The sequence below is a fragment of the Halobacteriovorax sp. GB3 genome (assembly GCF_028649655.1).
Lineage (GTDB): Bacteria > Bdellovibrionota > Bacteriovoracia > Bacteriovoracales > Bacteriovoracaceae > BSW11-IV.
Map to the genome: position 1 here is coordinate 49593 of NZ_JAQSLN010000005.1, position 25277 is coordinate 74869.

The window sequence follows — 25277 nt, forward strand, 5'->3', positions numbered from 1 at the left end:
CCCTACCTTTTAACTCATCCAATTTATTGACAGTCAATCTCCATCCATTCATTATTAGAGTATGGATAGTATGACTTCTACTGAACAAATTTCCACGAAATGGATTGAAAACCTCGCTCTTGAAGAATTAAATATGGAAGAGTCTGGTATTGTTAATTTTAACAACCACCTAAACCCTGCCTATCTTCTCGAAGAGTCTTCAATTGATTTCATGAATCAACTGCGTGATCGCTTTGAACTTTATACAACTAAGTTCAATGAGTATCGTGGTATGCATACAGGAAATGGTATTAAGATTTTCAAAATTTCTAATACAGTTAATGACTTCATGCTATTTCGTAATTCTTTAAGATTGATTTTTGCTAGAAAAGCTCATGATCTTATTAACATTGGCTTTCTTGCCAATGGTAAAGATCTTTTTTCAGCAAGAATGTCACATGAAGAAGATCACGGAGCACCAAACGTACATGAAATTAGGGCCCATATCGGTCCATTTAATAATATTACATGGCGTTTTAATGGTGAGATCGTTGATCCTGATGCACTTGTAAGGCATTACATGACAGAGTTCATCACAAACTCTGCTAGATAAAGTTAACACCACCAGTATTCTTATCTTTCTTCGATTCTTTCTTCACTCCATGAAGTCTTTTAAACGTATAGTTAAGTGATTCTTCAATACTTGGAAGTTTAATATTTAAAAACCCTTCTAAGTTTGAAACATCGAGATCAAAGTAAAATTTTTCAGCAACGTGTGTCGCTGCACTTGTTAGAATGGGATAAGACCACTTTCCTTTAGTAATAAGGGTACTTTGATCATTGAATATTTCGGCGTACTTCTTAGTAAAGTTATAAAGTGTCATCTGGTCTGTACTACTGACTTGAAAGAGTCTGTTCTTTACTTCTCGGTCAAAACAGATTTTTAAAATCATGGCCAGATAGTAAACATCTAAATAACCGGTTGAAACATAGTCATCCAATTCGATTTGTTCTTTTTGAGACAATTTCATTTGGATTAAATCAAACCAAGTGAATCTTTTAGGATTATTAGATCGCCCATAAAGTTTTGAACTTCTAAACAAGATGTAATTCAATGACGTTTTTTGTATATAAAATTCTGCGGATGCCTGAGTTTTTCCATAGATCGTGTTTGGATCAGGAATATCCATTTCTAGATAATTTTTCTTCTCACCTGCAAATACGTTGGCCGAAGAAATAAAACAAATTTGAGATTTATAACGAGCACAGTAGTCAACGACATTAAAGAGTCCCGAAGTATTGAGGGCATCAGCTCTTTCTGGCTCTAATGCACAATCGACAACTGATGACATACCGACAGCATATATTGTGATATCTGGTCGAAATGCAAAGAGAACTAACTGAACCTCATCTTTTTGTAAGACGTCACAAGGAATCGTTAAAATTCCAGGAATACGAACTGGGTTTTTATTATATGTTCCAACAACTTTATACTCATCTTTAAAAAATTCAGCGAGATTTGAACCTAGGAAAGAAGAGATTCCAAAAATTAATATCGTTTTTTTTCTTTTTGGCTTAATGGCCTTAACTTCATTATTCATGTGACCATTTTACTTTAAATTCGTTTTGATAGATGTATGGGAAGAATTTGCGATAAGCAAAATAAAAAGAAGGTACCCTTGCCTCATTCAAGGCCAAGGGTACAAGAGAAAGACTAAATTACTTCAGTAAGCTTAGAGCCACATTTGGGAACTGATTAGCCTGTCCAAGGACAGAGGCTCCCGCCTGCATTAGGATATTGTTCTTTGTCATTTTCGCTGACTCTGAAGCGATATCCACATCTCTAATTCTTGATTTCGCAGCACTTAGGTTTTCATCACTGATTCCTAAGTTATTCACTGTCGAACTCAAGCGGTTCTGTAAGGCACCAAGATTTGATCGCACTCCGTTGATTTGCACAAGAGCATCATCAAGTTTCTTGAGTGATGTTTGCGCTCCTTCTTTAGAGCCGATAGTCTCAGCGGAAATTCCAAGCGAAGCGAGCGTTGCATCTGAACCAGTTCCGTCATAAGTAAGCCTATCCAAGATTGGATCATTGTTGATTCCAACTTGAAATTCCATTCGCCCACTCGTTCCATCAAGAAGCTTCTGACCGTTGAACTCACTAGAGCGAGCGATACGATCGACTTCTTCTTTAAGGTTCTGAAACTCAATGTCTGCAAACCTTCTCTCCTCTGGCCCGAGCGTGTCGTTGGCTGCTTGAACAGAGAGCTCTCTAAGTCGAATAACGATGTTAGATATCTCACTCAAGCCTCCTTCTGCCGTTTGGATTAAAGAGATTGCATCACTTGCGTTTCTCTTTGCTTGTCTCATACCTCTGATTTGTGCTCTTAAATTTTCACTAATCGCCAAACCAGCGGCATCATCACTTGCTCTCGTGATTCTTTCACCACTTGAGAGTTTTCTTAAGTTATCATTTAATCTTCTATTAGTTGTTGAAAGTGTTCTTTGCGCAGCTAATGAAGATACGTTTGTATTTATTCTAAGACCCATTGTTAATCTCCTTCAAACATATAAAACCTCCTGTTTTGTACAGCGAACCTCTTGTTCACCAAAATTGTTAATTGTTCTAAAGTTCTCATTTTTGCTTTAAGCTTTTTGAGTAATTAACTAGTCTTCCTCTATAATCTTCTTTTTTATTTTTTCCGGTGCAACCGTACCTTGCAGGGTGGACGGCTGCCCCTCAGGTTTTAACCCGTTGAACTAGTCATCTTAAACTCCTAAGCAAAACAATCTTAATTACATAAAGCCTTAATCAGTTAGCGATCACGGATTAACCGTTAGACGCTGCTTGGATTAGACTTAGGGCACTCTTTGTACTTGTGTTGGCCTGTGATAGAACCGAAGTACCTGCCTGCATTAGGATGTTTTGTTTAGTAAGCTCAGCAGTTTCTGCAGCAATATCAGTGTCTCTAACACGAGAGTTTGCAGCAGATAAGTTTTCAATACTTACTTGAATGTTGTTTACCGTTGATTGAAGTCTGTTCTGAAGAGCACCAAAGTCAGCTCTAATTCCAGATACAGATACAATTGCTTGGTCAATTGAAGATAGAGAGTTCTGTGCAGAAATCTTATCAGCAACTGAAGCAAGGTTTAAACCAAGGGCCGCTACGTTTACGTCTGCACTTGAAGCATCAAATGTTAGACGGTCACTAATAGGGTCATTTCTTGTTCCAATTTGGATATCAAAAACAGCACCTGTTCCGTTTAGTAGTGGAACACGGTTGAATTCTGTAGAGTTTGCGATACGGTCAACTTCAGATGTTAACTGTTCGAATTCAACGTTAAGAAATTTTCTTTCCGTTGCACCGATAGTATCAGAAGCAGCTTGTACAGCTAGTTCTCTAAGACGAATAAGGATGTTAGATACTTCACCTAATGCACCTTCAGCAATTTGAACTAAAGAGATACCATCTTCAGCGTTTCTTTCCGCTTGTCCAAGACCTCTAATTTGTGCTTTTAGGTTTTCTGAGATTGCCAGACCGGCAGCATCGTCACCAGCTCTGTTAATTCTTTGACCCGATGAAAGTTTCTCTAAAGATTTGTTCATCGATAGACGTGTTCCACTCAAATTTCTTTGAGCATTAAGTGACGCCACGTTTGTGTTAATACGAAGTCCCATTTCATCCTCCTTGATTTGGGTACTGACAAGAATCCTTCTAGTCAGAGAACTTCACGCAGTGATTTCCATATCACTAACGTTCTTAACTACCCTATCGTCGCTAATTCTTGGAACTTTAGAAAAAAATGTAAAATAATTAGACACCAATATCAGGTAGGCAAAAACTGCCAAAGCACCTCTATATAGGGCTATAGAGGATTCAACCGACTTATAGCATCGGTTATTGTTTTGAAAAAAATGTATTTTTTTTTACAGTTTTTTAAAGAGAACGTTTAAAATTTAATCAATGAAAGCGGTTTTAAAAGAATATATTCATACAAATTTGGCTAGAAACCCAGAATTTCTAATTCAAACACTTGGACTCATTGAAAAATCTTTTCAATATCCTAAAGAACATTCTTTTGAGACTGATTTCTATCCTCTTTTAAACCCTCATAACTATAAGAACTGTCACATTCTTCTTAACGAAAACAAAGAGGTTATTGCACATGTTGGCGTAAAGCTTCGAACCTTAAACTTCAAAGAGACTAACTCTCCAGTTGCATTGCTTGGTGGAATTTGTATGCGAGAAGACTATAGAGGTAAAGGAATCTTTAAGGCCTTCTTTAATGAATGCATCAATATATATTCTACTAAGGTAAGCTTCTTCCTTTTATGGAGTGATAAAAGTGAGCTCTATGGTAAGTTTTCCTTCTTTCAAGCAGGAGGAATTATTCAAACTGGCGATATGATTATCGATCCAGAGTATCTGCCTCCTTATTTAGAAAAAGCTGAATTAAGTCCAAAGACAATGCCCGATATAAGATACTGTTATAAAAGTGGTATAGAGGGGCGTTTCCTCACTTTAAAAAGAGAAGAATCAGACTGGAATGACTTTATGAATATCAAGTCTGCAAATCTCTACTTTATAAAGAACTCATCTAGCGTCGATGGTTACCTTCTCTGTGGAAAGGGTGCCGACTTAAAAGATGTCATTCACGAGGTCGCTTTTGCACAAAATGAGGCATTTCATCTAGAGAAACTTTCAGAGTATCAACTCTGGCTTTCTGAAAGTGAGTATAAGAGATTCAAGTCAAAGAAAACCATTTACATGGGTCTCTTTAAAGTTGGAAATCATCTTTTGTTTCAAAATTTTATCAATGCCTACACAAGAGGATTAATAAAAGTCATAAAAATAGATCAAGACAATGTCCATTTTAACTTTGAGAATTCGAATATCACAATGGATATGAGTGAGTTCTTACAAATTATCTTCGGTCCATCAAGAGCAACAGAACTGTCTAAGTGCGAACCACTATACATAAGTGGAATGGACAGTATCTAATTACTTCTCTTTAAGATTCTTAAGGCATTAAGGATTAACACAGTAGAAATCCCCCAGAAGATCCAAGCAATTGTTGGAATATCTTTTAAAGAATGCACATTAACATCTTTAATTAATAGAACTCCTGCTAAAACCATGATTCCACTTAATAAAGAGTTTCCTAAAAAGATAAGTGAAGAACTTAACATAGAGAGTTGTTCTTCATGTCCTCTATGAATGATCTCAAAAGCATAACCTTTTTTCGACCACTCCTTTAAAAACCACTTTAAGTGTCTTGGAACTGTCCTTGATGCAGACAAAATATCGCGTCCAGACCACATGGCCTCTTCTAATAATTCCTCTTTCTTGAAATTACTTTTTACGATTCCGCTAATATCTTTATTAAAAAGTCCAAAGAGATCAAGATCCATATCTAAAGACTTTCCAACTCCATCGAGAGTAATGAGAGCTCTAAATACAATGAACCAATCTCGAGGTAAGTAGATTCGATGAGTTCTTAATGTCTCGGCTAATGTTCTTAGAACAATTGTGAAGTCTGTTTGTTGAACAGTTAGACCCACAAAGGGAGAAAGAGAATCTCTTAAGTCCTTAACTAATGTATCTACATCAGGAATCTCATCATATTCTGCGACATCAAGAAATTCATAAACTAAGTTTTCATAATCATTGGTAACAAGAGCATATAAAATCGCAACAAAATTCATGCGACTTTTTTTACTTAATGTTCCCATTAAACCGTAGTCTATGATTCCAACTTTTCCATTTGGAAGATAAAAGAAATTTCCGCCATGTAAATCAGCATGAAAGAAACCATCTAAAAGAAAAGTTTTGATGATAACACCAACACCCTTTTCAATCTTTTCTTTAATCGAGTCTATTTCTTTATTTACATTATCTATGTCACTAAAGGCGAAGCCTTCGAGCTTTTCCATAACAAGAAGATCTTTTGAGCAGAACTTCTTATAAATTTTTGGAATATAGAAGATTTCTTCTGGATCATACTTTGCAAGGTTTTGAGCAAAGCGAGTGCAGTTCAGTGCCTCGATATTAAAGTTAAGCTCATTTTGTAAGGAATGAGCGAAGTCTTTTAGAATACGACTGATTCCTAAATAACGAATATCTTCACTGGCCCTTTCCAGTTGAGAAACGAGAAAGATAACAATTGAAAGATCTGTTGTTATATCTTTTTCAATTCCCGGTCGCTTAACTTTGATAACAACTGGCTCACCTGTTTTTAGAAGCCCCTTAAAAACGACTCCAATAGAAGCTGTTCCAATCGGATTTGGGTCAATAGATTCGAAAACTTCTGTCCAATCTTTTTCTAGAGACTCACTAATGACATCTTGAACCTCGTTAAAAGGAACTGGTTTTACTTTATCCCTTAGCATTTGCATTTGTTCAATAAATTCTGCAGGAAAAATGTCTTCTCTTGATCCCATAAGTTGACCTAGCTTAATAAAAGCTGGCCCAAGCTCTTCAAAACTTTTCCTAAGTCTCTCGCCAACATCTCGTGCTAGATCTTCATCAGTCTTACCTTTTTTAATCTGCTCTTCAATTGTATCAGTGCCACTCGCCTTCTCAGGAAGCGATAATCCAGGAATCTTTGACATGGTGGCCCTTAGAACCAAACTATCAAATCCATTGCGCATAAGTACTGAGATGATTTCTCGCAATCTCCCAACGTTTCTTATTGTTTTAGAAAGTTGAATACCTGTCTTTATAAGGCCCATAATTTGTCCATTTGAAATTTCATATACTTATATTTTAATCAGCATTCCTCTAAATGCCTAGACGGCAAGGCTTATACAATTCATTTGGTCTATTCTCGTAGAAATTCACGACTTAAAATGGTAAAAAGAATATTCAAGCATTGGAGACAATAGTTGAGTAAATTTATTTTTATTATTTTAGCTTTTTCACTTTCACTAACTTCATTCTCACAAGAGACATGTAGTCGTGTTGCCGTTATCAATTATCAAGAAGTTCTTGTGGATACGAACTCAACTCAAAAAGGTGAAGGACTGCGTTATCATCTTGAAAAAGATGAAGTCGCAATGAAGTATCTAAATAAATATCAAGAGGGCACTAAGACAAAGTGGCAGAATGCCGCACTTGGAACTGTTGGAACATCTTTATTATTAACAGGACTTCTTAGTAGCAGCAGTAACTCGACAAAAAAGACTCTTCTTATCGGTGGAAGTGCAATTATCCTTGTAAACTTCCTCATAGCTAAAACCTATGAAAGGGCCAACGAAGAAAATTTGAACAGAGCGATTGAAGAATATAACAAAAGAAACTTACCAAGAATTTACTTTGGTCCCGACCTCGACTCCAGTGGGGAAAGCGAGAAGACGGGAGCAAAGTTTTTTATCGACAAGAGCTGGAGTTTTTAATGTTTAATGATAATAAGGCAATAACCTGCTATAATTGCAATAAAGAACTTAGCTTAACGACTGGTCAGAAAATTCTACGTAGTGAGGAATGTCCTCATTGCTACGCCTCTGTCCATTGTTGTAAAATGTGTAACTTCTATGACCCGTCTGCATATAATGAATGTCGTGAATCGAGTGCAGACAGAATTGTTGATAAAGAGAAGGCAAATTTCTGTGACTACTTTATTCTTAAAGGAACCGGAAATAGCGGTAGTGATAGCGACGATATCATGGCCCAGGCAAATGCCCTATTTAAAGATTAACGGAGTAAATTATGAGTTTAAATGGATCACCAATGACAAGAGAAGGTTTCGAAGTAGTTCAAAAAGAACTCGATCACCTTATTAAAGTTGTCCGTGAAGAATTAAAAGTAACGATTTCTGAAGCCAGAGAGCTTGGCGACTTAAAAGAAAACGCTGAATATCATGCTGCAAAAGAAAAACAATCGGTAGTTGAAGGAAGAATTCTTCTTCTTCAAGGAATTGTTGCTGGAAGTAAAGTTATTGACGTTGAGTCAACAGATAGTGATACAATCGTATTTGGTGCTACTGTAACACTGATCAACGTAGATAAAGATGAAGAAGTGACTTACCAAATTGTTGGAGAGCATGAATCTGATATGTCTAAAGGAAAAATCTCTTTTACTTCTCCTCTAGGAAAAGCATTGCTAGGAAAAGAGGAAGGAGATACTGTTGTCGTAAAAGCACCAAAAGGTGAAGTTGAATATGAGGTCGACAGTTTCGAATACAAATAAATTATTATGGAGTTCCCCCCTCGAAAGTCTATTTACTCGAGGGGGCTCTAAAACTCTTACAAGTCTTCAGCAAGCAAATATAGATAAAATTGAAGACTTACTCTGGATACTTCCCTTAAAAATTCATTTTATTCCAGATGCTCATTCTTTTAATAAAGCATCAATAGACCAATACTTTCGTGGAAGAGGCAAGATCGTCTCAATTCAAAGTAGACCGAATTTCAAGGCCCGCGGAAAAGGTAGAGCGATGCTCTTGAATATTACAGTCATCGTTCAAGATCTAAACAGTACGCAAACCTTAACCCTCAAATGGTTCAACTCTTATGGTTCTGTAAATGATAAACTTAAGAAGATCGACACAATTGAGTTTGTCGGTGTCATCACAGAATATATGGGTCAATTACAAATATTAAATCCAGAGTTTCAAGAATATCAAGAGAGTTTAGAATCAACCTCTTCCAATACTTTAAAGATTCAATATCCGACTATTAATGGCGTTAATACAACTAATGTCAAAAGAACAATCGACAAGATTCCAAAGTATCTTTGGGACTCAATTGATGAGACTCTTACGCCTGAACTTATAACACAAAGAAGTTTTCTAACTCTAGAAGATTCATTCAAAATTATGCACGGAAAGATTTCAGCAGACAGTTGGAGTAATGAATTAGTTGACCGTGCAAAAGAAAGACTTATTTATGAAGAGTTCTTTTTAGAACAAATTAAAATAAAGCTTAGAAAAGATAAGAATGCTCTTCTTCCAGGAATTGAGATAAAAGTAAATGATGAGAACTTTAACAAAGCGCTCAATATTTTTCCATACCAATTAACAGAAGATCAGAACAAGACAATTAATGAGGTCCGACACGATTTACTCGGAGAGAAGCCAATGATGAGGTTGGTTCAAGGTGATGTCGGATGTGGGAAAACCTCTGTCGCTCTTATTAGCGCCCTATTATGTCACTATGAAAATTATCAAAGTGCGCTAATGTGTCCTACAGAATCACTTGCACTTCAACATTATCAGGAAGCACAAGAGTTCTTATCTCCACTAGGAATGAAGATTGCTCTTCTTATCGGAAGTACAACTGAAAAAGAAAAAAAGAATATCAAAGAATGTCTACTCTCTGGTGAAATTGATCTCATAATTGGAACACATGCGCTTTTTCAAGATAGTGTTCAATTCAAAAATCTAGGTTTATCTATTATTGATGAACAACATAAGTTTGGTGTTGAACAAAGGCTTAAATTAGCAAATAAGCAAAAAGGTAGCCACTGTCTAATTATGACAGCAACACCTATTCCACGCTCTCTTAGCCTAACTCAATATGGAGATCTTGATATCTCGATAATTAAGACAATGCCCAGTGGTAGAAAAGGTTGTAAAACGCGAGTCGTAACACCAGGGACATTTGAGAAGTTTCTAAGCTTCATCAATACTCGTCTTCAAATGTCTGAACAGGTCTATATTGTTGTTCCAGCAATTAATGAAAGTGAGACACAAGAGTTTCTTTATTTAGAACAAGTCTTAAAAAGATTCGAAAATTTCTTTCCAAACTATAGAATTAAGGGTCTTCATGGGCAACTTTCACCAGATGAAAAGTCAGAGGCTTTCAAAGATTTCAAAACACATAAAATTGATATTCTTATCGCTACAAGTGTAATTGAAGTCGGTATTAACGTCACGAATGCAACGGTGATGGCCATAATGAACCCTGAGAGATTTGGACTTTCTTCGCTCCATCAACTTCGAGGTCGCGTAGGACGTGGAGATAAGCCTGGCTTCTGTTTTCTAGTTAACGATCGCCAAGTTTCACCAGAGAGCTTACAAAGACTTCAAGTTATAGAAAAATACACTGATGGATTTAAAATAGCAGAAGAAGATTTAAAAATTAGAGGCTCAGGAGATCTTTTTGGTACAAACCAATCAGGAATCCAGTCAACTAAAAGACTCGCAGATATCGTCCTTCATCAAAATCACTTACTACAAGCTCGAGAGGATGTTGATGAAATTCTTGATAAAAATAATATTAGTGAAAAACTCTCTAAGCTTATTGAATCTTTTAAAAATGACGAGAGAATTTTTTCTACTATATAAGAATGAGAATAAGTATTAAAATAATACTATGATAAAACTTAAAGTTCTTAAATCACCAGATATAGAGAAGCTCGTACCCTTCACTTTCAATTTTGATCAAATCAAGATTGGGTCAAAAAAATCCTGTGATATTTACTTGAAAGATATGGCCATAAAGAAACAGGTTTTAACTTTAAAAGTTAAAGATGATAGAGTTCTTGTTACAGGTGAAAACTCGGAGCTTTTTTACAAAATAAATGGAAAGAAAATATCTGGGTCTAAACTTCTAAGAGTTGGCGATTTAATTACGATCGGTGAAACTCAGTTATTATTAGAATCAGCGAAGGAAAACTGGAATCCAATTACAGTTAATTTTGAAGAAAAGATTTCAAATGCAATAAATGAGACTCCTGAGATGAAAGAGATTTTTGATCTCCTTGAAAAAGAAGTCATCATAGCTGGAAAAGAAAAAGATGCTTAAAACAAATTATAGTGCCTATAAATACACAGACCAAAACACCAAAATCCTGTACTCAACTAATTTTGAAATCAAGAACATAAAAAAGGATGAGCCTTTACTCGTTTTTAATTACGGCCTAGTTTGCTCCAATGCACACTGGATGTATCAACTACCCTACTTTGAAAATCTAGGATATCAAATCCTCATTCATGATTATAGATGTCACTTTTCATCTGAATGCAGTGATGGAATTGAGACTTGCACCTTTCAAAATATTGCTAACGACCTTCATTCAATTTTAAAAGATATTAATTCGAAAAATGTTCACATGATCGGGCATAGTATGGGCGTGAATGTGACATTAGAATACGCACGTCTCTACCCTGAATTCATAAAATCACAAACACTGATATCCGGAACAGTCTTACCACCACAAGATATTATGTTCGACTCGAATATTGTCGACATAACATCGCCTTATATTGAAGATGTTGCTAAGAACTTTTCCGATCTATTCGAATCTATTTGGAAAAGTTCATATAAAAACCCCATTGCAAGACTTGCTGTTTTAAGAGGTGGGTTTAATCCGAAAAAAACAAGTGATGATTTTGTTCAACTGTATATGAAGAGAATTGGTGAACTTAATAGCGATCTCTTTTTTCATCTACTTAATCAGATGAAAGAGCATGATATTATAAATGATCTCGAGAAGATAAAAACACCTACTCTCATCATTGGTGGCGATAAAGATAAAGTTATTCCTAACTATCTTCAAAAAATTCTCTATCAATATATTAAGAATTCAGAACTCTATATCGTAAAAGACGGAAGCCATGTTCCTCAAGTCGATTTTCCAGACTCTATTAATGATAGAATTTCACGATTTTTAAATTCTTAATCTACGTTCATATTTTTGTATTGAAGTAAGTCTTTAAAAACTCTCTTCATAGCAGATATTTTTTGACTTCTCTTATACTCTTGGTGAGATGCCTCACCTTCAGTATTTTGCTTATGAGCATCGACATCTACAACTTGAACTTCAAATGGGTAAAAGAATCGAACATCTCTAGCAATAAGAGAGAAATCCATTGAAAGAATCTTCTTTCTGAGTTCATCATTTTCATCGGCCTTCTTAGCTAGTTTACGAAGGTCATGAAATTCTGTCATAAATGGATTTTTATATTTGATCAACTGTCTACATGTGAACTGAATTGATTGATAACCTTTCTTAGAGTGAAGATTTCGATCAGAGTTTTTACTAGAAAATCCATTTTCCATAATCTCTCTATTTAGAGCCTGTAAAAAACGCTCTTCTGAAAGATTATTACGTAATGCCATTCTTAGAATTTCACTATGTCTTCTTCTAAAATTATCCAGATTCACCATCGTATTTACTGAACGACTAGGCTTGATATTGTGAGGAATGATGACGTTATTCTCAACAAAAAACTTCACAGCAAGAAGCGAGTCGAAACGAGTTTTGGTGATGACTCTTACTCCAATTCTATCAAATAATTCTTCAGCGACATTTTCAGCCTTATGAAGAAGTTTAATAATAACACTATCACGAGTTTTCTTAGACTTCGTTTCAAAATCTATTAATGGGATTTGATATTTATTATCACTTGTCCCTAGAAATAAATTTTGCTCTTCATCGCGATACAGATACTTATAAAACTTATCAAAAATCTGAGTCTGAATGACATTAAAGTAGCTAGAACGGAGATCCTTATCAACATGTAAAATAGTATGCATGATTTTTAAAACGATCTCACACCATAACTTCTCCTCATAAGTCTTTGAAGGATCAGCACCTGTGGCCGTTAAAAATACATCACTGATATCAGTAACCATATATAGTGAATTTGGTATTTTAAGATCAAGGCCATCACGACTTCCCTCTTTAAGGAAATAACGTCGGATAAACTGAAGGGCCTCTTGAAAGTTCCCAAAGAGCTCAGCTTTACTAATATTATCACTTGGATCAAGACCATAACTCTTAAGAAAAGAGTTCACCTTATCTATATTGAATTTCTGATCTCCCAGGAACTTTGAATCAAGCGAAGACTTGCCGCCAATAACAACATCAAAAACTTCCCAGTCAAAAATATATTTAGATAAATAATCAGGTCTATTCATAAGCTTTTAAAACCTTTAGTAAACGTTCGAAATAAGATATCATAATTACCATGAATGACAATAAGAGACTTAACGCCCTTAGCCTAGAAAACCTTTTCCTCTCCTTTTTTGGAGTTGGCCATATCCCATGGGCCCCTGGAACTTTTGGAACACTAGCTACAATGCCATTTCTCTATGCTCTTGGTGCATTTGGTACACCATTCTTTTTTCTTATTCCTTTTATTGTTATTACCTTTATTATCTCGTGTTTTATTACTGACCATGTTCAAAAACAGTTAAAAGTTGAGGATCCATCATGGATCGTTATCGATGAAGTACTCGGGATCATGGTTACATGGTTGTTTCTACAATCGCATCACTGGATTCATTACGTTGTCATTTTTATTTTCTTTCGATTTTTCGATATTGTGAAAATTTGGCCAGCAAATTACGTCGATAAAAACGTCAAAAACGGTATTGGTACAATCTTAGATGATATTATAAGTGGTGTTTACGCAGGGCTCCTATACCTAATTCTTACAAAATTAAACATTCTCTAAGTTACGCAAATTACCCCTTGACTTACGCATAACTTACGCACAAAATAAACTTACTGAACGAAGTAAATATTTGAAGCTGCCCTAAATTTAAGCCCGAAAATACAAGGTCTTGAAATCTGTGAAGTCTCTTCAATTTGCATAACTTTGTCCGTGAAACATTGAAACCATCGTGATAGCGTACGGACGCTTTGCGATCACCATAAATCATATTAATGAGGTACTTAATGGCAACAAAATCTACTACAGTCGATGCAAACAAAAAGAAAGCACTAGACCTAGCTCTTTCATCTATTGAAAAGCAATTTGGTAAAGGTGCCATCATGAAGCTTGATGCTGACTCAAATACTCCTGAGAAGATTCCTGCAATCTCTACTGGATGTCTTGGTTTAGACCTTGGTCTTGGAATTGGTGGAGTGCCTAAAGGTAGAATCATTGAAATTTATGGTCCAGAGTCTTCTGGTAAAACAACACTTACTCTTCATATCGCAGCTGAGTGTCAAAAAGAAGGTGGAACAGTTGCCTTCGTTGATGCTGAACATGCTCTAGATACGGTTTATGCTTCTAATCTGGGCGTTGACATCCCTAACACACTTATTTCACAACCAGATAGTGGTGAACAGGCTCTAGAAATTGCGGATATGCTCGTACGCTCAGGCGCAGTAGACCTTCTCATCGTTGACTCTGTTGCAGCACTTACTCCAAGAGCTGAACTAGAGGGAGACATGGGAGACACACACGTAGGTCTTCAAGCTCGTCTAATGTCACAAGCTCTTCGTAAACTAACTGGTTCAATCTCAAGATCAAACTGTACAGTTATTTTCATCAACCAACTTAGAATGAAAATTGGTGTTATGTTCGGTAACCCAGAGACAACAACTGGTGGTAACGCTCTTAAATTCTACTCATCTGTGAGACTAGATATTAGAAGAACTGGTGCTATCAAAGATGGAGACAATGTTGTTGGTAACAGAACGAAAGTTAAGGTTGTAAAAAACAAAGTAGCTCCACCATTCAAAGTCATCGAATTTGATATAATGTACGGACAAGGTATTTCAAAAAGTGGTGACCTTCTTGACCTAGCTGTTGAAAACAAAATCGTTGATAAAGCTGGTGCATGGTTCTCTTACAACAATGCAAAAATTGGTCAAGGACGTGAGAACTCGAAACGCTTTTTAGAAGAGAATACTGAAATTATGGAAGAAATTAAAAACAAAATTTTAGTTATTCACGGACTAGCAGAAGGACCTGTCGAAACTCTAGCAGAAGAAGTAAATACTGAAACTGGAGAGATCATCGAAGAAGAAGTGACAGCTACAAAGAAGACAAAGAAAAGTAAAAAAACTGTTCAATAATCCAATTTTAAGTTGAGGATGAGTGATGTCACTACTGAATAGTAGGCCACCATTCTCCTCAGCTCTTTATTATGTTCCAAAGCAAATACAAAGTTAAAGAATCTTCAACAAAGAAGGCTTACAATTACCTTATTAATCTCATCGCTAAGAGAGATTATAGTGAGTACAAGCTAAGAGAGAAGCTAAGACTCAAAGGTTATGAGAGTTCTCACATTGATGAATCAATACAAAAGCTCATCGATGATGGATACTTAAGGGAAGACTTTTATACAGATGCCCGAATAAGAGGGCTTATGTCTAAAAACTACTCTCCATCTCATATTAAAAGATCACTAGAGCAAGAAAAGATATATGTGGACGAGAGCTATATACTTTCGATCTTTGGCGATAACTATACATCAGTTGATGACCAGGTAGACTATCTCGTAAGCAAGAAAATAGGATCAAAACCTATTCCTGAAGGAAGAGAAGAATTCTATAAATTCAAAAATAAAATCATTACTTTTATTGTCTCAAAAGGACACAGTTTTTCTGCGGCATCCGATGCCTTTAATCGTTATCTCGATAAGACGGATTAAAAAAGTTGTGTTAGCCTATCTCCGACATCATGAAGGAGACAACACATGGGAAGACTACTCATTAGTCTGATTTTAACTTTTTCGATCTTTTCTTGTACGAAAAGCTCAAAACTAGATGAAAATACTCTTAATGTTCCAATCGCTGGACAAATTTCGACTTTAGATCCAGCACAATCATTTGATACAATTTCAGCTTCAGTTATCTATCAAGGTTATGACCAACTCTTTGAATATCATTATTTAAAAAGACCGTACCAAGTTCAACCACTTCTTGCGACGTCTATGCCTAAAATAGAAAATGATGGCACTCGCTACATTATTAATATCCGCTCAAATATTCGCTATCACGACGACCCTGTTTTTGAAGGAAAACCTCGCTACGTTAAAGCTGAAGACTTTATCACTCAAATAAAAAGACTGGCCTTCCTTCCAACAAATAGTAATGGGTGGTGGCTTTTTAAAGGAAAGATTAAAGGTATTGACGAGTTTAGAAAGCAAGCTGGAAATGATTTAGAGAAATTCAAGTCACTAAAAGTAGAAGGTCTTACAGCAACTGACGATACGACTTTAGTCATTGATCTTGTTAAGCCACATCCTCAAATGCTCTACGCTCTCACGATGACATTTGCTTCTCCAATGCCAATGGAAGCGGTGATGAAATACAATAATGACCTTGGGGAAAGAATAATTGGAACAGGTGCATACAAGCTTAAAAACTGGACAAGAAATTCAATCATTACTTTTGAGAGATTTGAAAATTATCACAATCGTTTTTATCCTGCTCAAGGTGATCGACTGGCCAATAGTCGTGAGCTATTAAAAGATGCTGGTAAAAAGCTACCATTTATCGAAAGAGTTAATTTCAAAGTCATTAAAGAAGCGCAAACAAGATGGCTAAATTTCCTTAAAGGAAAAATAGACTACCTCGCACTTCCAAAAGATAATTATAATACGACAATCACTCCTTCAGGTGAGCTAAATTCAGAATTAAAGAAGAAGAAAATTAAGTTACAAATTTTCCCTTCACTTACTTACTGGTGGCTTTCATTCAATATGAATGATCCAATTGTTGGGAAGAACCTCAATCTTAGAAAAGCGATTGCTCACGCTATTGATTATGATCGCTATATTACAATGTTTACAAATAATATTGGTCAAAAGGCAAACTCAATCTACCCTCCGGGTATTGCAGGATATGATCCTTCCAATGTCTTGCCTTATGAGTATAGTTTAGAAAAAGCAAAAGAGTATCTTGCCAAAGCAGGCTATCCAAATGGAAAAGGTCTTCCAATTATCAAGTATGATACGCGTGGATCAAATACAACGATTAGACAAAGAGCTGAGTTTATTAAAACTTCTCTATCTAAAATTGGGATAAAGATTGATGTTCATACGAATAATTTTCCGGCCTTTCTCGATAAGGCCAAAAAAGGAAAACTACAATTTTGGCTAGACGGATGGGCGCTAGATTATCCTGATGCTGAGAATGTTCTTCAACTTCTTATCTCAAAGAACGTAAGTCCTTATGGACCAAACTCTACATTTTATTCTAATAAGAAAGTAGATGATCTATTTGATCAGTTGAAGATACTTCCAGATGGAAAAGAAAAGTTCGATCTAATGGTAAAAATTGAGAAAGAAGTTAATGAGCAACTTCCTTGGGTCATGCTCTTTTATTCAAGAAACTATATTGTTTCACACGAAAGACTCAAGAATTTCCGTCACTCAGACATTATTTACAATCAAATTAAGTACCTAAAAATAGATAATAGGTAGAGGGTTTCCCTCTACCTTAAAGGTACTTTTTTCCGCTCAAGCACTCCAACCTATAGATTCTCTTTGGCATCCCGAATAGAGCTAATAGAAGTGAGTTGAATCACTTCTCAATTACTCAATCTGGAGTTTGAGATGCTTAGAAAAATCAGCCTGCACGCTTTAATCATCCCCGTATTCCTATTTACGGCAACCATGGGTTTTGCTCGAGATTATATTATTTATAATATCTCGCAAGAAGTTCCCATGAGTAAGACTCACGTTCCGAAAAAGAACTTCTATGTAAATGTTGGAACAGAGCAAGGTCTTCAAAAAGGCAACATGTTAGAGGTCTATAGAACAGTCTCTCGCCTTGATCCTTACGAAACAAAGAAAAGATATACTTATAGAGTTAAACTTGGTGAACTTAAAGTGATCCATTCAGAAGATAACGCGGCAATTGGCGTTCTATCTAATTTAGACGTTGGGGAAGAAACTCCAATGACTGAAATTAGTAAATTCATGATTGGTGATCATGTAGATCTGAAAGTTAAATAATTATTTAATCTGATGAAGCAAGGCCCTTCTTTCTTTGATAAGAACGATCATCTTATCAACGGCCTTGTTTCCTTTTTCTATTCTTTCAATAATCTTAGGATCAATTTCAACTTCTGAGTTAACAAGGCCTCTGTGAACAATTGCGCCCATTCCCTGAGCAACAACAAGTTGATTACTCAAATCATGAAGAAATTTTCTTTCATCAAGTGCCATTTGTTCAACAGATTTTTCCATCCATTACTCTCTTCTTAAAATTGATTATGTGTAAACTTATTATACTTAGTTATCAGGGTTTAATAAAAGTGTCATTTATTTCCTTATGTGAAATTAACTTAGAGATTAACTCTGTTTTATTTATTCTAATTTCTAGTAAATATAAGAGGTATTCACTGTTCTTTTCGAAGCTTTTTGATAATCCGTCCCCCTTTAAGACTATTCTATTGATGTAATGACCTCGATAGTTGCCTATGAAATGAATATCTACTCTATGCTCAGCGACTTTGAGGCATTTCCCCAAGGCGAGAAAATATTTTTGAGTCTTCACCTTTTACTCCTTCTTTTTATTTTCATTAAAGAGGACTACAATGAAGAATAATTAAAGATAATCTAAAGCACTCAATTTAAAAGGTTTTATAATGAAACTTGATCAAAAAACGATATCAAACCTCTTCCTTAAAAGAGTTGAAAAAACCCCTCATCACGATGCCGTTGGTTGGATTGAAAACAATACTGTTCGTTATCTTTCATTCGAAACTTATTTCAATGAAGTGTCCAAAGTAAGTAATGGGCTCTACTCATTAGGTATTACGAAAGAAGATAAAGTCTCAATTCTCGGACAGACGAGCTTAAAGTGGAACTTATTAGACTTAGGTTCTCTATGTGCTGGATCTACTGTTGTTCCAATTTATCATACGTATACTGAAGAAGAAGTTGAATATATTTTAAATCATTCAGGTGCTGCTTTAATATTTGTTGAAAATTCATCTCAACTAAAAAAAGTCACAGATGTACAAGAGAAGCTAACAGCTCTTAAATGGATTGTGATGTTCGATGAGATTGAAGCGAGTGACAAAGTAAAGATTAAGGAGGGAATAACAATATTTTCTCTACAAGAACTGAAAGAGCAAGGTAAAGATTTTAAGGAAAAGCAACCTCAGTACCACAAAGAAAAAATGGAAAGCATCCAAGAAGTAGATATGGCCTCAATCATCTACACTTCGGGTACAACAGGTGTTCCCAAAGGGGCAGTTGTTACACATAAAGCTGTGACAACAATGCTTTTAAACATTCACCAAAGGCTTGGAAGCATTATTAATGGAGATAAGCTTCTTACGTTTCTTCCGCTATCTCATGTTCTAGGTCGTTGTGATTCTTTACTCCCTCTGGCCCTTGGTTCTCAAAATATTTACGCTGAATCAATTGATAAAATCATCGATAACTTGGCCTTGGTAAAACCAAATGTAATGATTGCTGTACCAAGAATTTTTGAAAAAGTTTATGCAGGAATCCTAGAAAAAATCGAAAACTCAGGAACTATAACAAAGAAGATGTTCCACTGGGCAAAAGAAGTCTCTGATCGTTACTTTGAAAAGATTCAAAATGATAAAGCACCTACAACGAGAGAAATTATTGAAAGAAAACTGGCCTACAAACTAGTCTTCTCAAAAATATATAAGAGATTTGGTGGAGAAATTCGCTTTTTCGTTTCAGGAGGAGCGCCACTCTCACCTAAGATCATCGAGTTTCTAAGAAATGCAAATCTCACTATTCTCGAAGGTTACGGACTTACTGAAACAATTGCTCCGTGTGCACTAAACCCACTCAGTAAGCAAATCCCAGGAACAGTTGGAACTCCTCTGGGAGATGTACAAATTGGTTTTGCTGACGATGGGGAAATCCTCATCAAAACAGAGGCTCTTTTTAAAGAATACTACAAAAACCCAGAGGCGACGGAAGAAGCATTCGATGGAGAATGGTTTAAATCTGGAGATATCGGGGAATTAACTAGTGAAGGTTATATCAGAATTACCGATAGAAAGAAGGACATCATCATTACCTCTGGCGGAAAGAATGTCGCACCACAAAAAATTGAAAATATGCTGAAAACAAAGCCACATATTTCTAATTTCATGGTTGTTGGAGACAAAAGAAAGTACCTCTCTGGAGTCGTTTCTATTGAAAAAGATAGCTTCTTAGACGAACTTCCGGCCATGGGGCTTGAAACAAGTTGTAGCTTAGAGGAAATAGCGAAGCACCCAAGAACACGAGAAATTCTATTGAAAGAGATTGAAGAGACTAATGCTGAGTTAGCAAGATTTGAAACAATAAAGAAATTTTATATATCACCAGAAGAGTTCACTATTGAGAATGGACTTCTGACTCCTTCCCTTAAGCTCAGAAAGAAGGAAATACTGAAAAAATTTGCTACCGAGATAGACGCACTGTACTAAAATCGGTTAAACTTTGACTTTATTAACTTATTGCAATATATAAATAAACTTGTACGTATTTTAAAATCTACTGGAGACCTTCCTATGGCAAGAATCACAATCGAAGATTGTCTTGAAAAAGTTGAAAATCGTTATGAACTAGTTCACCTTGCAACTAAAAGAGTAAAGCAACTTAGAGAAGGTGCAGAGTCTCTTGTAAGAAGCAAGAACAAAGACGTTGTAACTGCTCTTAGAGAAATCGCTGCTGGAAAAGTTAAGCACGCTCCTGCAGAAGAGTACGATTCAGACGAATTCTAGATTTTTCTCAAAATCTTTACATAAAAAAAGGAGCCCTAGAGCTCCTTTTTTTATTTCTTATTTAAAGCAATTTTTAATACTTCATCAAAGTGGGCAACAGGATAAAACTTAATCCCTTTTCTGTGTCTATCAGGAACTTCTTTAAGGTCTTTTTCATTTGCCTTAGGAAGAAGAATTGTTTTAATACCAGCTCTTTTAGCAGCAAGTACTTTTTCCTTAATTCCTCCAACTGGAAGAACTTTACCTGTAAGACTCAACTCACCTGTCATCGCTACACCTGACTTAACACGCTTGCCAGTCGCAAGACTGTAAAGGGCCAAGGCCATTGTAATACCCGCAGATGGTCCATCTTTTGGAGTTGCACCAGCAGGTAAGTGAAGGTGAACTTCATGTTGATCTAAGAAATCTTCAGGTGACTCATCTGTCTGCTCACCTTTTTTATTTTGACGTTTCTTAGGTGTATTGATCATTTCATTTTCGAGAAGTAGTTTAACGTAACTATATGCCAAATTTGCTGATTCATTCATGACATCACCAAGTTGACCAGTTAACTTAAATCCACCTTTTCCTCTTAGAGGTAGAGTTTCAATAAAGAGAATATCACCACCGTAACCAGTCCAAGCAAGACCAGTTACAACACCAGGTTGAAGATTTCTTTCCGCCATCTCAGTTTGATAACGAGCTCCACCTAGTAGTGCCTCTAGATCAGCTGGCTTTGGAGAAAATTTCTTATGTCTCTTACTTGTAACTTTCATAAGAGCTGCTTTTCTACAAAGCTTCGCGATGAATTGCTCCATAACACGAACACCTGGTTCACGAGCATAGTCAGAAATTAATTTCTTAATTGTCGTAACAGCTAATTGAAAATCAGCTTTTTCAAGCCCATGCTTTTTCATTTGCTTTGGAATGACCCACTTCGTTGCAATCGACACTTTTTCTTCAATCGTATATCCAGATAGATCGATAATTTCCATTCTATCTAGAAGAGGCTCTGGAATTTCACCGATATAGTTTGCAGTTGCAATAAACAATACTTTTGATAGATCGAAAGGTACATCTAGGTAGTGATCAATGAACGTAGAGTTTTGCTCTGGATCAAGAACTTCAAGAAGTGCAGAAGCTGGATCACCTTGGAAAGATTGTCCAAGCTTATCAATTTCATCAAGCATAATAACTGGGTTGTTAACTTCAACTCGTTTTAGTGCTTGAATAATACGTCCTGGCATAGCTCCAACGTACGTTCTTCTATGTCCTTTAATTTCTGCTTCGTCTCTCATACCACCAAGACTGAAGCGATAAAACTTTCTTCCTAAAGACTCAGCAATTGAGCGTCCTAATGATGTTTTACCTACACCTGGAGGCCCAGCAAGACAAAGAATAGTACCATCATAAGAAGGCTTTAATTTACGAACGGCTAAGAATTCTAAGATTCTTTCTTTTGCTTTCTCTAAACCAAAGTGATCCTTTTCAAGAATCTTCTTGGCCTTAACCATATCAATTAAATCATTTGTTGATTTTGACCAAGGTAAATCGATAATCCAAGTTAGATATGTTCTCGTCACATTATATTCTGGTGAACTATCCGGAATAGACTCGAGTTTTTCGAGTTCCTCATTTACTGACTTTAGAACTTCTTCTGGTAAATTCGCTTTCTCTACTTCATCACGAAACTTTCTAAGATCACGTGATTTATCATCATCTTCCATTCCAAGTTCAGAACGAATTACTTTTAATTGCTCTCTAAGGAAGTACTCTCTTTGATACTTATTAACTTTGTCGTTAACTTCATCTGAGATTTTCTTTTGAATATCTGCGACATCTTTTTCTCTTTTTAGGTAAACAAGAAGTTTTGCAAATCTCTTCTTAACAACAAGTGTTTCAAGAAAGTCTTGCGCTTCTGGAATATCAAGAGAAAGAGCAAATGCAACTAAATCAGCAAGAGCTCCAGGTGATGGAGAATTTAAAATGGCTAATTTCATTTCCTCATTAAAATAAGGATTGATTTCACTTAATCTCTTAACCTGATTAATAACAGATCTAGTATATGCGTCCAACTCATCGTCTGCGTCGATGATATCATCGAATACATCAACTTTTGCTCTAAGAAGAGGTGCCTCATCAGTAAAACCTGAAACACGGTATCTCTTGATTCCATGTACAAGAACATTCACTGATCCATCTGGTAATTTTAACTTTTTAACAACTTTACAGAGAACACCGACTTTGTAGATATCACCTGTTCTTATTTCTCTATTATCAATATCAAGCTCTTCTTCGTTGATGAATTCACCTTCATCATCTTTAAGGTCTGACTTTACCAAGTTTAGAGCTACATACCCAGACTTGAGAAGATAATCATCTAATTCTGGCGTAAATTTATCTTCAGTAAGAATGATCGGTGCAATCATTCCTGGAAAGATTGGACTATTCATAATTGGGATGATGACAACTTCACTTGGGAAGTCATTTTCATTTCCACCTAAATCGCTTGCATCAACTGCGCCTAATTGTACTTGTAGTTCGCTTTCAACATCTGACATGATGACTCCAGTATTTAACCTTTAATATCGATAACGAGTCTTCCTGGACCTTTGAGGTAGAAGACATCAACATTAACATTTTTTTTGAATTTAATTTCCATTGATAAGCTATCATCTTCAATCGGATAAAAATCGACATTATTTACAAATTTAGACTTACCAAATGAACCAACGTTCTTTGTTAACTTAGTGTTGAAAACATCTAAATATACTTTCTTATGTTGATTCGAGATATAACCATAGATTCGAGGAATCTCTTTTGTTTCGAAGTCGATAACAACTCGTTCAAAACCTCTTGATTCGCTATACGAGTGTCGTACTGCCTTAATCGTTGATGATATCTTAGGTCCTCCATTATGGAAGATCCCACTATCAAAATAAATAGATCTCTTTTTTGCCGGTACTCTTCTGATTCTTTCGGCCATAAGATCTTGTGCCATTACAGACTGTGACACAAAAATTAATACTAATACTTTAAAAATAAATCTCATAATCTGCCTTCCGATGACATATTAAACTTCCTATAGATTCTCTATTATATTATGGGTTTTTTTTGGCTTAAATGAAAGAACTTTTACTGGTTTAGCGCTTTAAATCTGAAGAGTGTAATGAGCATCATCATTGAAAAAACAAGGAGCATTGACTTAGGTCCACTTCCGTTTGAATCATTATTTATAAAAGCAACAGATGCACAACCTGCGACTTCAACATCTCTTGAACCAGAAAAGGAAGAATCAATCAATTGTCCCGAGCCTGTATCAGAAGATGACGTCATAGAATATGTTTGCGAAGCATCTAGACATAGAGAGTTATCAGATACGTCAAATACAACTGGATCAACCTTTGTATAACTTCCATCCGTATTCTTTTTTACTAAATGCGCTTGAAACAAATAGAAAAACATCGATTCACTCGATTTTTCGATTCCAGGAAATGTATTCTCTTTCGCTCCAGCATTACCAATTTCTACAAAGTCTATATCGTACGGAGTAATTGTCAGAGTAAAAGACTTGGTTAAAGCACTTGTCATATCAACAGGCATTCTTATAACAGCATCGATTTCATAATTATTGTCAGAATCATATTCAAACGAAGTATATATTCCATCGCTAGGAAAGTTTGATTGTGCTCCATCAGCTCTCGTTAAATTAAATACATTTCGATATGCCGAAAAGAACTCTTGGTTTGTTACTTTTACTTCCAAATATAAGTCATCTGAAAGATTTGCCGTTATGTCTTCAATCCCTAATGTTGAGAAATCGATATTAATAACATCTGAAACATTTGTTTCAACATCATTGCGAGTAAAATATCCAACAAAAGGAGATCCGATTTTATAAGAATTTTTGAGATATTGAGTGAAATTCGTGAAATCATAATCTGTTTTATTTGAAAAATAATCTACTGGCACATCCAGATTACAACGAATCGATATATTTTCAGTATCAAAGATATTGCGTCCACTACTTAGATCAATCGTCTGAGGAATTCCTTCACTTGAAGTTCGGCAAGCTTGAAAAAATGAACCCCTATAACTTGAACCTGAAGTACAAAAATTCTTTTTTACATCTTCATAATACTCAGGAAGGACATTTAATCCATCGAGTGGTGATGTGTAGATATAGTAATGATCATTCTCTAGACCCTTAATTGAATATGTTCCATCGCTATTTGAAATGTCCGCAGCAACAACTTTTCCTGTAGTTGAAGAAACGGCATGAACATTTGCACCAAAGACAGGCACAAGATCTTCACCAACAATTTTTCCTTCAATTACATTTAGGTTTGGTCCATAAAGAGCTCGAGCTCCAGAATGGTCATCAGTATGCAGCGTTCCCTGTCCCTTAAAAAGTCTATAAAACATTGTTGAACCAAGAACTGTACTGTGTCCAAGTCCTAGAAAATGCCCGAGTTCGTGAGAGACAACATTACCTAAATAATATGAGCTATTTGAATCTGTAGAAATATTAAAAACATCATCGTTGATAATAATATCTGCTTCTTTGATTTCGCCCGTAATATTGTTATAGGCAATCGATGTAACTCCAACTACTCCCACGCCTGCATAGAACGGATTCTCTGAATTAAAATAGAGATCGTTTCTTGAATCAGAAGGTGCTGAATTTGTCGTCGTTTTCTGAATATTAAAATCTGATTTTTCGTTCCAAGATGTTAAAGCACTGTTGATAATCACTTGAGCATCTGCTTCTGCAATTCTAGAGTTTGCAGGATTTACAGCAATACTTGTACTAAGAGTCTTCCACTTAATAAACCCATCATCACTACTATGATTTAGAGTATAAGCATCAACTTTCATTGAAAGTATCGTAATGAATGTAGCAATGATTAAGCCCAGTTTCATTT

General features: G+C 35.7%; 24 protein-coding genes. 15 read left to right on the top strand and 9 right to left on the bottom strand.

The features are described from left to right. Positions 1 to 61: 61 nt before the first annotated feature. Entirely contained in the window at positions 62 to 592 is a 531-nt protein-coding gene (locus HBN50_RS15720) for a hypothetical protein (RefSeq protein WP_273871638.1), read from the top strand. Here HBN50_RS15720 and HBN50_RS15725 read toward each other — a convergent pair. The 3 genes from HBN50_RS15725 to HBN50_RS15735 form a co-directional block, all read right to left on the bottom strand. Continuing rightward, entirely contained in the window at positions 585 to 1580 is a 996-nt protein-coding gene (locus HBN50_RS15725) for an SDR family oxidoreductase (protein ID WP_273871640.1), read from the bottom strand. The genes HBN50_RS15720 and HBN50_RS15725 overlap by 8 nt on opposite strands. 118 nt (positions 1581 to 1698) lie before the next feature. After that, on the bottom strand, positions 1699 to 2532 hold the full coding sequence (locus HBN50_RS15730; protein ID WP_273871642.1) for a flagellin N-terminal helical domain-containing protein: 834 nt from the start codon (positions 2530 to 2532) through the stop codon (positions 1699 to 1701). Between the two features lie 280 nt (positions 2533 to 2812). Continuing rightward, complete coding sequence (locus HBN50_RS15735; RefSeq protein ID WP_273871644.1) at positions 2813 to 3661, bottom strand: flagellin N-terminal helical domain-containing protein; 849 nt, start codon at positions 3659 to 3661, stop codon at positions 2813 to 2815. A gap of 286 nt (positions 3662 to 3947) precedes the next feature. On the opposite strand from HBN50_RS15735, the gene HBN50_RS15740 reads away from it, so the two are divergent. Beyond that, complete coding sequence (locus tag HBN50_RS15740) at positions 3948 to 4985, top strand: GNAT family N-acetyltransferase (protein ID WP_273871646.1); 1038 nt, start codon at positions 3948 to 3950, stop codon at positions 4983 to 4985. Here the strand turns inward: HBN50_RS15740 and HBN50_RS15745 are convergent. Further along, the gene (locus tag HBN50_RS15745; protein ID WP_273871647.1) at positions 4982 to 6715 is read right to left on the bottom strand and encodes an ABC1 kinase family protein; all 1734 of its coding nucleotides are present in this window, start codon (positions 6713 to 6715) and stop codon (positions 4982 to 4984) included. The genes HBN50_RS15740 and HBN50_RS15745 overlap by 4 nt on opposite strands. Positions 6716 to 6868: 153 nt before the next feature. On the opposite strand from HBN50_RS15745, the gene HBN50_RS15750 reads away from it, so the two are divergent. Genes HBN50_RS15750 through HBN50_RS15775 form a run of 6 tightly spaced genes read left to right on the top strand, consistent with a single transcriptional unit; the run spans position 6869 to position 11606 of the window. Beyond that, on the top strand, positions 6869 to 7378 hold the full coding sequence (locus tag HBN50_RS15750) for a hypothetical protein (protein ID WP_273871649.1): 510 nt from the start codon (positions 6869 to 6871) through the stop codon (positions 7376 to 7378). Then, complete coding sequence (locus HBN50_RS15755; protein WP_273871650.1) at positions 7378 to 7680, top strand: hypothetical protein; 303 nt, start codon at positions 7378 to 7380, stop codon at positions 7678 to 7680. The genes HBN50_RS15750 and HBN50_RS15755 overlap by 1 nt, the downstream gene beginning before the upstream one ends. Before the next feature lie 11 nt (positions 7681 to 7691). Next, the gene (gene greA / locus HBN50_RS15760; RefSeq protein WP_273871652.1) at positions 7692 to 8171 is read left to right on the top strand and encodes a transcription elongation factor GreA; all 480 of its coding nucleotides are present in this window, start codon (positions 7692 to 7694) and stop codon (positions 8169 to 8171) included. Next, on the top strand, positions 8143 to 10269 hold the full coding sequence (locus HBN50_RS15765) for an ATP-dependent DNA helicase RecG (protein WP_273871654.1): 2127 nt from the start codon (positions 8143 to 8145) through the stop codon (positions 10267 to 10269). Before greA ends, HBN50_RS15765 begins: the two co-directional genes overlap by 29 nt. A gap of 28 nt (positions 10270 to 10297) precedes the next feature. Continuing rightward, positions 10298 to 10729, top strand: coding sequence for an FHA domain-containing protein (locus HBN50_RS15770; protein WP_273871655.1), 432 nt, complete (start codon positions 10298 to 10300; stop codon positions 10727 to 10729). Continuing rightward, complete coding sequence (locus HBN50_RS15775; protein WP_273871656.1) at positions 10722 to 11606, top strand: alpha/beta fold hydrolase; 885 nt, start codon at positions 10722 to 10724, stop codon at positions 11604 to 11606. Before HBN50_RS15770 ends, HBN50_RS15775 begins: the two co-directional genes overlap by 8 nt. On the opposite strand, the gene HBN50_RS15780 is transcribed toward HBN50_RS15775, so the two are convergent. Further along, positions 11603 to 12847 carry a TIGR04552 family protein gene (locus HBN50_RS15780; RefSeq protein ID WP_273871657.1) on the bottom strand — a complete coding sequence of 415 codons (1245 nt, stop codon included), beginning with the start codon at positions 12845 to 12847 and terminating at the stop codon, positions 11603 to 11605. The two genes, HBN50_RS15775 and HBN50_RS15780, sit on opposite strands and share 4 nt — an antisense overlap. A 50-nt stretch (positions 12848 to 12897) precedes the next feature. On the opposite strand from HBN50_RS15780, the gene HBN50_RS15785 reads away from it, so the two are divergent. The 5 genes from HBN50_RS15785 to HBN50_RS15805 all read left to right on the top strand — a co-directional run bounded on the left by HBN50_RS15785 (position 12898) and on the right by HBN50_RS15805 (position 17626). Next, on the top strand, positions 12898 to 13386 hold the full coding sequence (locus HBN50_RS15785; RefSeq protein ID WP_273871659.1) for a phosphatidylglycerophosphatase A family protein: 489 nt from the start codon (positions 12898 to 12900) through the stop codon (positions 13384 to 13386). A gap of 224 nt (positions 13387 to 13610) precedes the next feature. Then, positions 13611 to 14738: a recombinase RecA gene (gene recA / locus HBN50_RS15790; protein WP_273871660.1), complete on the top strand. Its 1128-nt coding sequence runs from the start codon at positions 13611 to 13613 to the stop codon at positions 14736 to 14738. Positions 14739 to 14809: 71 nt separating this feature from the next. Then, a complete protein-coding gene (locus HBN50_RS15795; protein WP_273871661.1) occupies positions 14810 to 15316 on the top strand; it encodes a regulatory protein RecX in 507 nt (168 codons plus the stop codon). Between the two features lie 45 nt (positions 15317 to 15361). Further along, entirely contained in the window at positions 15362 to 17092 is a 1731-nt protein-coding gene (locus HBN50_RS15800) for an ABC transporter substrate-binding protein (protein ID WP_273871662.1), read from the top strand. A 132-nt stretch (positions 17093 to 17224) separates the two neighbouring features. Next, positions 17225 to 17626 carry a hypothetical protein gene (locus HBN50_RS15805; protein WP_273871663.1) on the top strand — a complete coding sequence of 134 codons (402 nt, stop codon included), beginning with the start codon at positions 17225 to 17227 and terminating at the stop codon, positions 17624 to 17626. Here the strand turns inward: HBN50_RS15805 and HBN50_RS15810 are convergent, their stop codons facing one another. After that, on the bottom strand, positions 17627 to 17860 hold the full coding sequence (locus tag HBN50_RS15810; protein ID WP_273871666.1) for a hypothetical protein: 234 nt from the start codon (positions 17858 to 17860) through the stop codon (positions 17627 to 17629). 401 nt (positions 17861 to 18261) lie between these two features. Between HBN50_RS15810 and HBN50_RS15815 the strand changes: the two genes are divergently transcribed. Next, positions 18262 to 20076 carry an AMP-dependent synthetase/ligase gene (locus HBN50_RS15815; protein WP_273871668.1) on the top strand — a complete coding sequence of 605 codons (1815 nt, stop codon included), beginning with the start codon at positions 18262 to 18264 and terminating at the stop codon, positions 20074 to 20076. 84 nt (positions 20077 to 20160) lie between these two features. Then, entirely contained in the window at positions 20161 to 20373 is a 213-nt protein-coding gene (gene rpoZ, locus HBN50_RS15820) for a DNA-directed RNA polymerase subunit omega (RefSeq protein ID WP_273871669.1), read from the top strand. 50 nt (positions 20374 to 20423) lie between these two features. Here rpoZ and lon read toward each other — a convergent pair whose 3' ends face one another. The 3 genes from lon to HBN50_RS15835 form a co-directional block, all read right to left on the bottom strand. Continuing rightward, the gene (gene lon, locus HBN50_RS15825) at positions 20424 to 22913 is read right to left on the bottom strand and encodes an endopeptidase La (protein ID WP_273871670.1); all 2490 of its coding nucleotides are present in this window, start codon (positions 22911 to 22913) and stop codon (positions 20424 to 20426) included. Positions 22914 to 22927: 14 nt separating this feature from the next. Next, positions 22928 to 23404 (bottom strand): hypothetical protein, encoded by a 477-nt coding sequence (locus tag HBN50_RS15830; protein WP_273871671.1) that lies wholly within the window; start codon positions 23402 to 23404, stop codon positions 22928 to 22930. 83 nt (positions 23405 to 23487) lie between these two features. Further along, positions 23488 to 25275, bottom strand: a complete 1788-nt coding sequence (locus tag HBN50_RS15835) for a matrixin family metalloprotease (RefSeq protein ID WP_273871672.1) — start codon at positions 25273 to 25275, stop codon at positions 23488 to 23490. Positions 25276 to 25277 lie beyond the last annotated feature (2 nt).

What these genes read in the sequence shown, in the direction of transcription:
- HBN50_RS15720 (WP_273871638.1), top strand. Translation starts at nt 62, where the DNA reads ATGGATAGTATGACTTCTACTGAACAAATTTCCACGAAATGGATTGAA.
- HBN50_RS15725 (WP_273871640.1), bottom strand. Translation starts at nt 1,580, where the DNA reads ATGAATAATGAAGTTAAGGCCATTAAGCCAAAAAGAAAAAAAACGATA.
- HBN50_RS15730 (WP_273871642.1), bottom strand. Translation starts at nt 2,532, where the DNA reads ATGGGTCTTAGAATAAATACAAACGTATCTTCATTAGCTGCGCAAAGA.
- HBN50_RS15735 (WP_273871644.1), bottom strand. Translation starts at nt 3,661, where the DNA reads ATGGGACTTCGTATTAACACAAACGTGGCGTCACTTAATGCTCAAAGA.
- HBN50_RS15740 (WP_273871646.1), top strand. Translation starts at nt 3,948, where the DNA reads ATGAAAGCGGTTTTAAAAGAATATATTCATACAAATTTGGCTAGAAAC.
- HBN50_RS15745 (WP_273871647.1), bottom strand. Translation starts at nt 6,715, where the DNA reads ATGGGCCTTATAAAGACAGGTATTCAACTTTCTAAAACAATAAGAAAC.
- HBN50_RS15755 (WP_273871650.1), top strand. Translation starts at nt 7,378, where the DNA reads ATGTTTAATGATAATAAGGCAATAACCTGCTATAATTGCAATAAAGAA.
- greA (WP_273871652.1), top strand. Translation starts at nt 7,692, where the DNA reads ATGAGTTTAAATGGATCACCAATGACAAGAGAAGGTTTCGAAGTAGTT.
- HBN50_RS15765 (WP_273871654.1), top strand. Translation starts at nt 8,143, where the DNA reads ATGAGGTCGACAGTTTCGAATACAAATAAATTATTATGGAGTTCCCCC.
- HBN50_RS15770 (WP_273871655.1), top strand. Translation starts at nt 10,298, where the DNA reads ATGATAAAACTTAAAGTTCTTAAATCACCAGATATAGAGAAGCTCGTA.
- HBN50_RS15775 (WP_273871656.1), top strand. Translation starts at nt 10,722, where the DNA reads ATGCTTAAAACAAATTATAGTGCCTATAAATACACAGACCAAAACACC.
- HBN50_RS15780 (WP_273871657.1), bottom strand. Translation starts at nt 12,847, where the DNA reads ATGAATAGACCTGATTATTTATCTAAATATATTTTTGACTGGGAAGTT.
- HBN50_RS15785 (WP_273871659.1), top strand. Translation starts at nt 12,898, where the DNA reads ATGAATGACAATAAGAGACTTAACGCCCTTAGCCTAGAAAACCTTTTC.
- recA (WP_273871660.1), top strand. Translation starts at nt 13,611, where the DNA reads ATGGCAACAAAATCTACTACAGTCGATGCAAACAAAAAGAAAGCACTA.
- HBN50_RS15795 (WP_273871661.1), top strand. Translation starts at nt 14,810, where the DNA reads ATGTTCCAAAGCAAATACAAAGTTAAAGAATCTTCAACAAAGAAGGCT.
- HBN50_RS15800 (WP_273871662.1), top strand. Translation starts at nt 15,362, where the DNA reads ATGGGAAGACTACTCATTAGTCTGATTTTAACTTTTTCGATCTTTTCT.
- HBN50_RS15805 (WP_273871663.1), top strand. Translation starts at nt 17,225, where the DNA reads ATGCTTAGAAAAATCAGCCTGCACGCTTTAATCATCCCCGTATTCCTA.
- HBN50_RS15810 (WP_273871666.1), bottom strand. Translation starts at nt 17,860, where the DNA reads ATGGAAAAATCTGTTGAACAAATGGCACTTGATGAAAGAAAATTTCTT.
- HBN50_RS15815 (WP_273871668.1), top strand. Translation starts at nt 18,262, where the DNA reads ATGAAACTTGATCAAAAAACGATATCAAACCTCTTCCTTAAAAGAGTT.
- rpoZ (WP_273871669.1), top strand. Translation starts at nt 20,161, where the DNA reads ATGGCAAGAATCACAATCGAAGATTGTCTTGAAAAAGTTGAAAATCGT.
- lon (WP_273871670.1), bottom strand. Translation starts at nt 22,913, where the DNA reads ATGTCAGATGTTGAAAGCGAACTACAAGTACAATTAGGCGCAGTTGAT.
- HBN50_RS15830 (WP_273871671.1), bottom strand. Translation starts at nt 23,404, where the DNA reads ATGAGATTTATTTTTAAAGTATTAGTATTAATTTTTGTGTCACAGTCT.
- HBN50_RS15835 (WP_273871672.1), bottom strand. Translation starts at nt 25,275, where the DNA reads ATGAAACTGGGCTTAATCATTGCTACATTCATTACGATACTTTCAATG.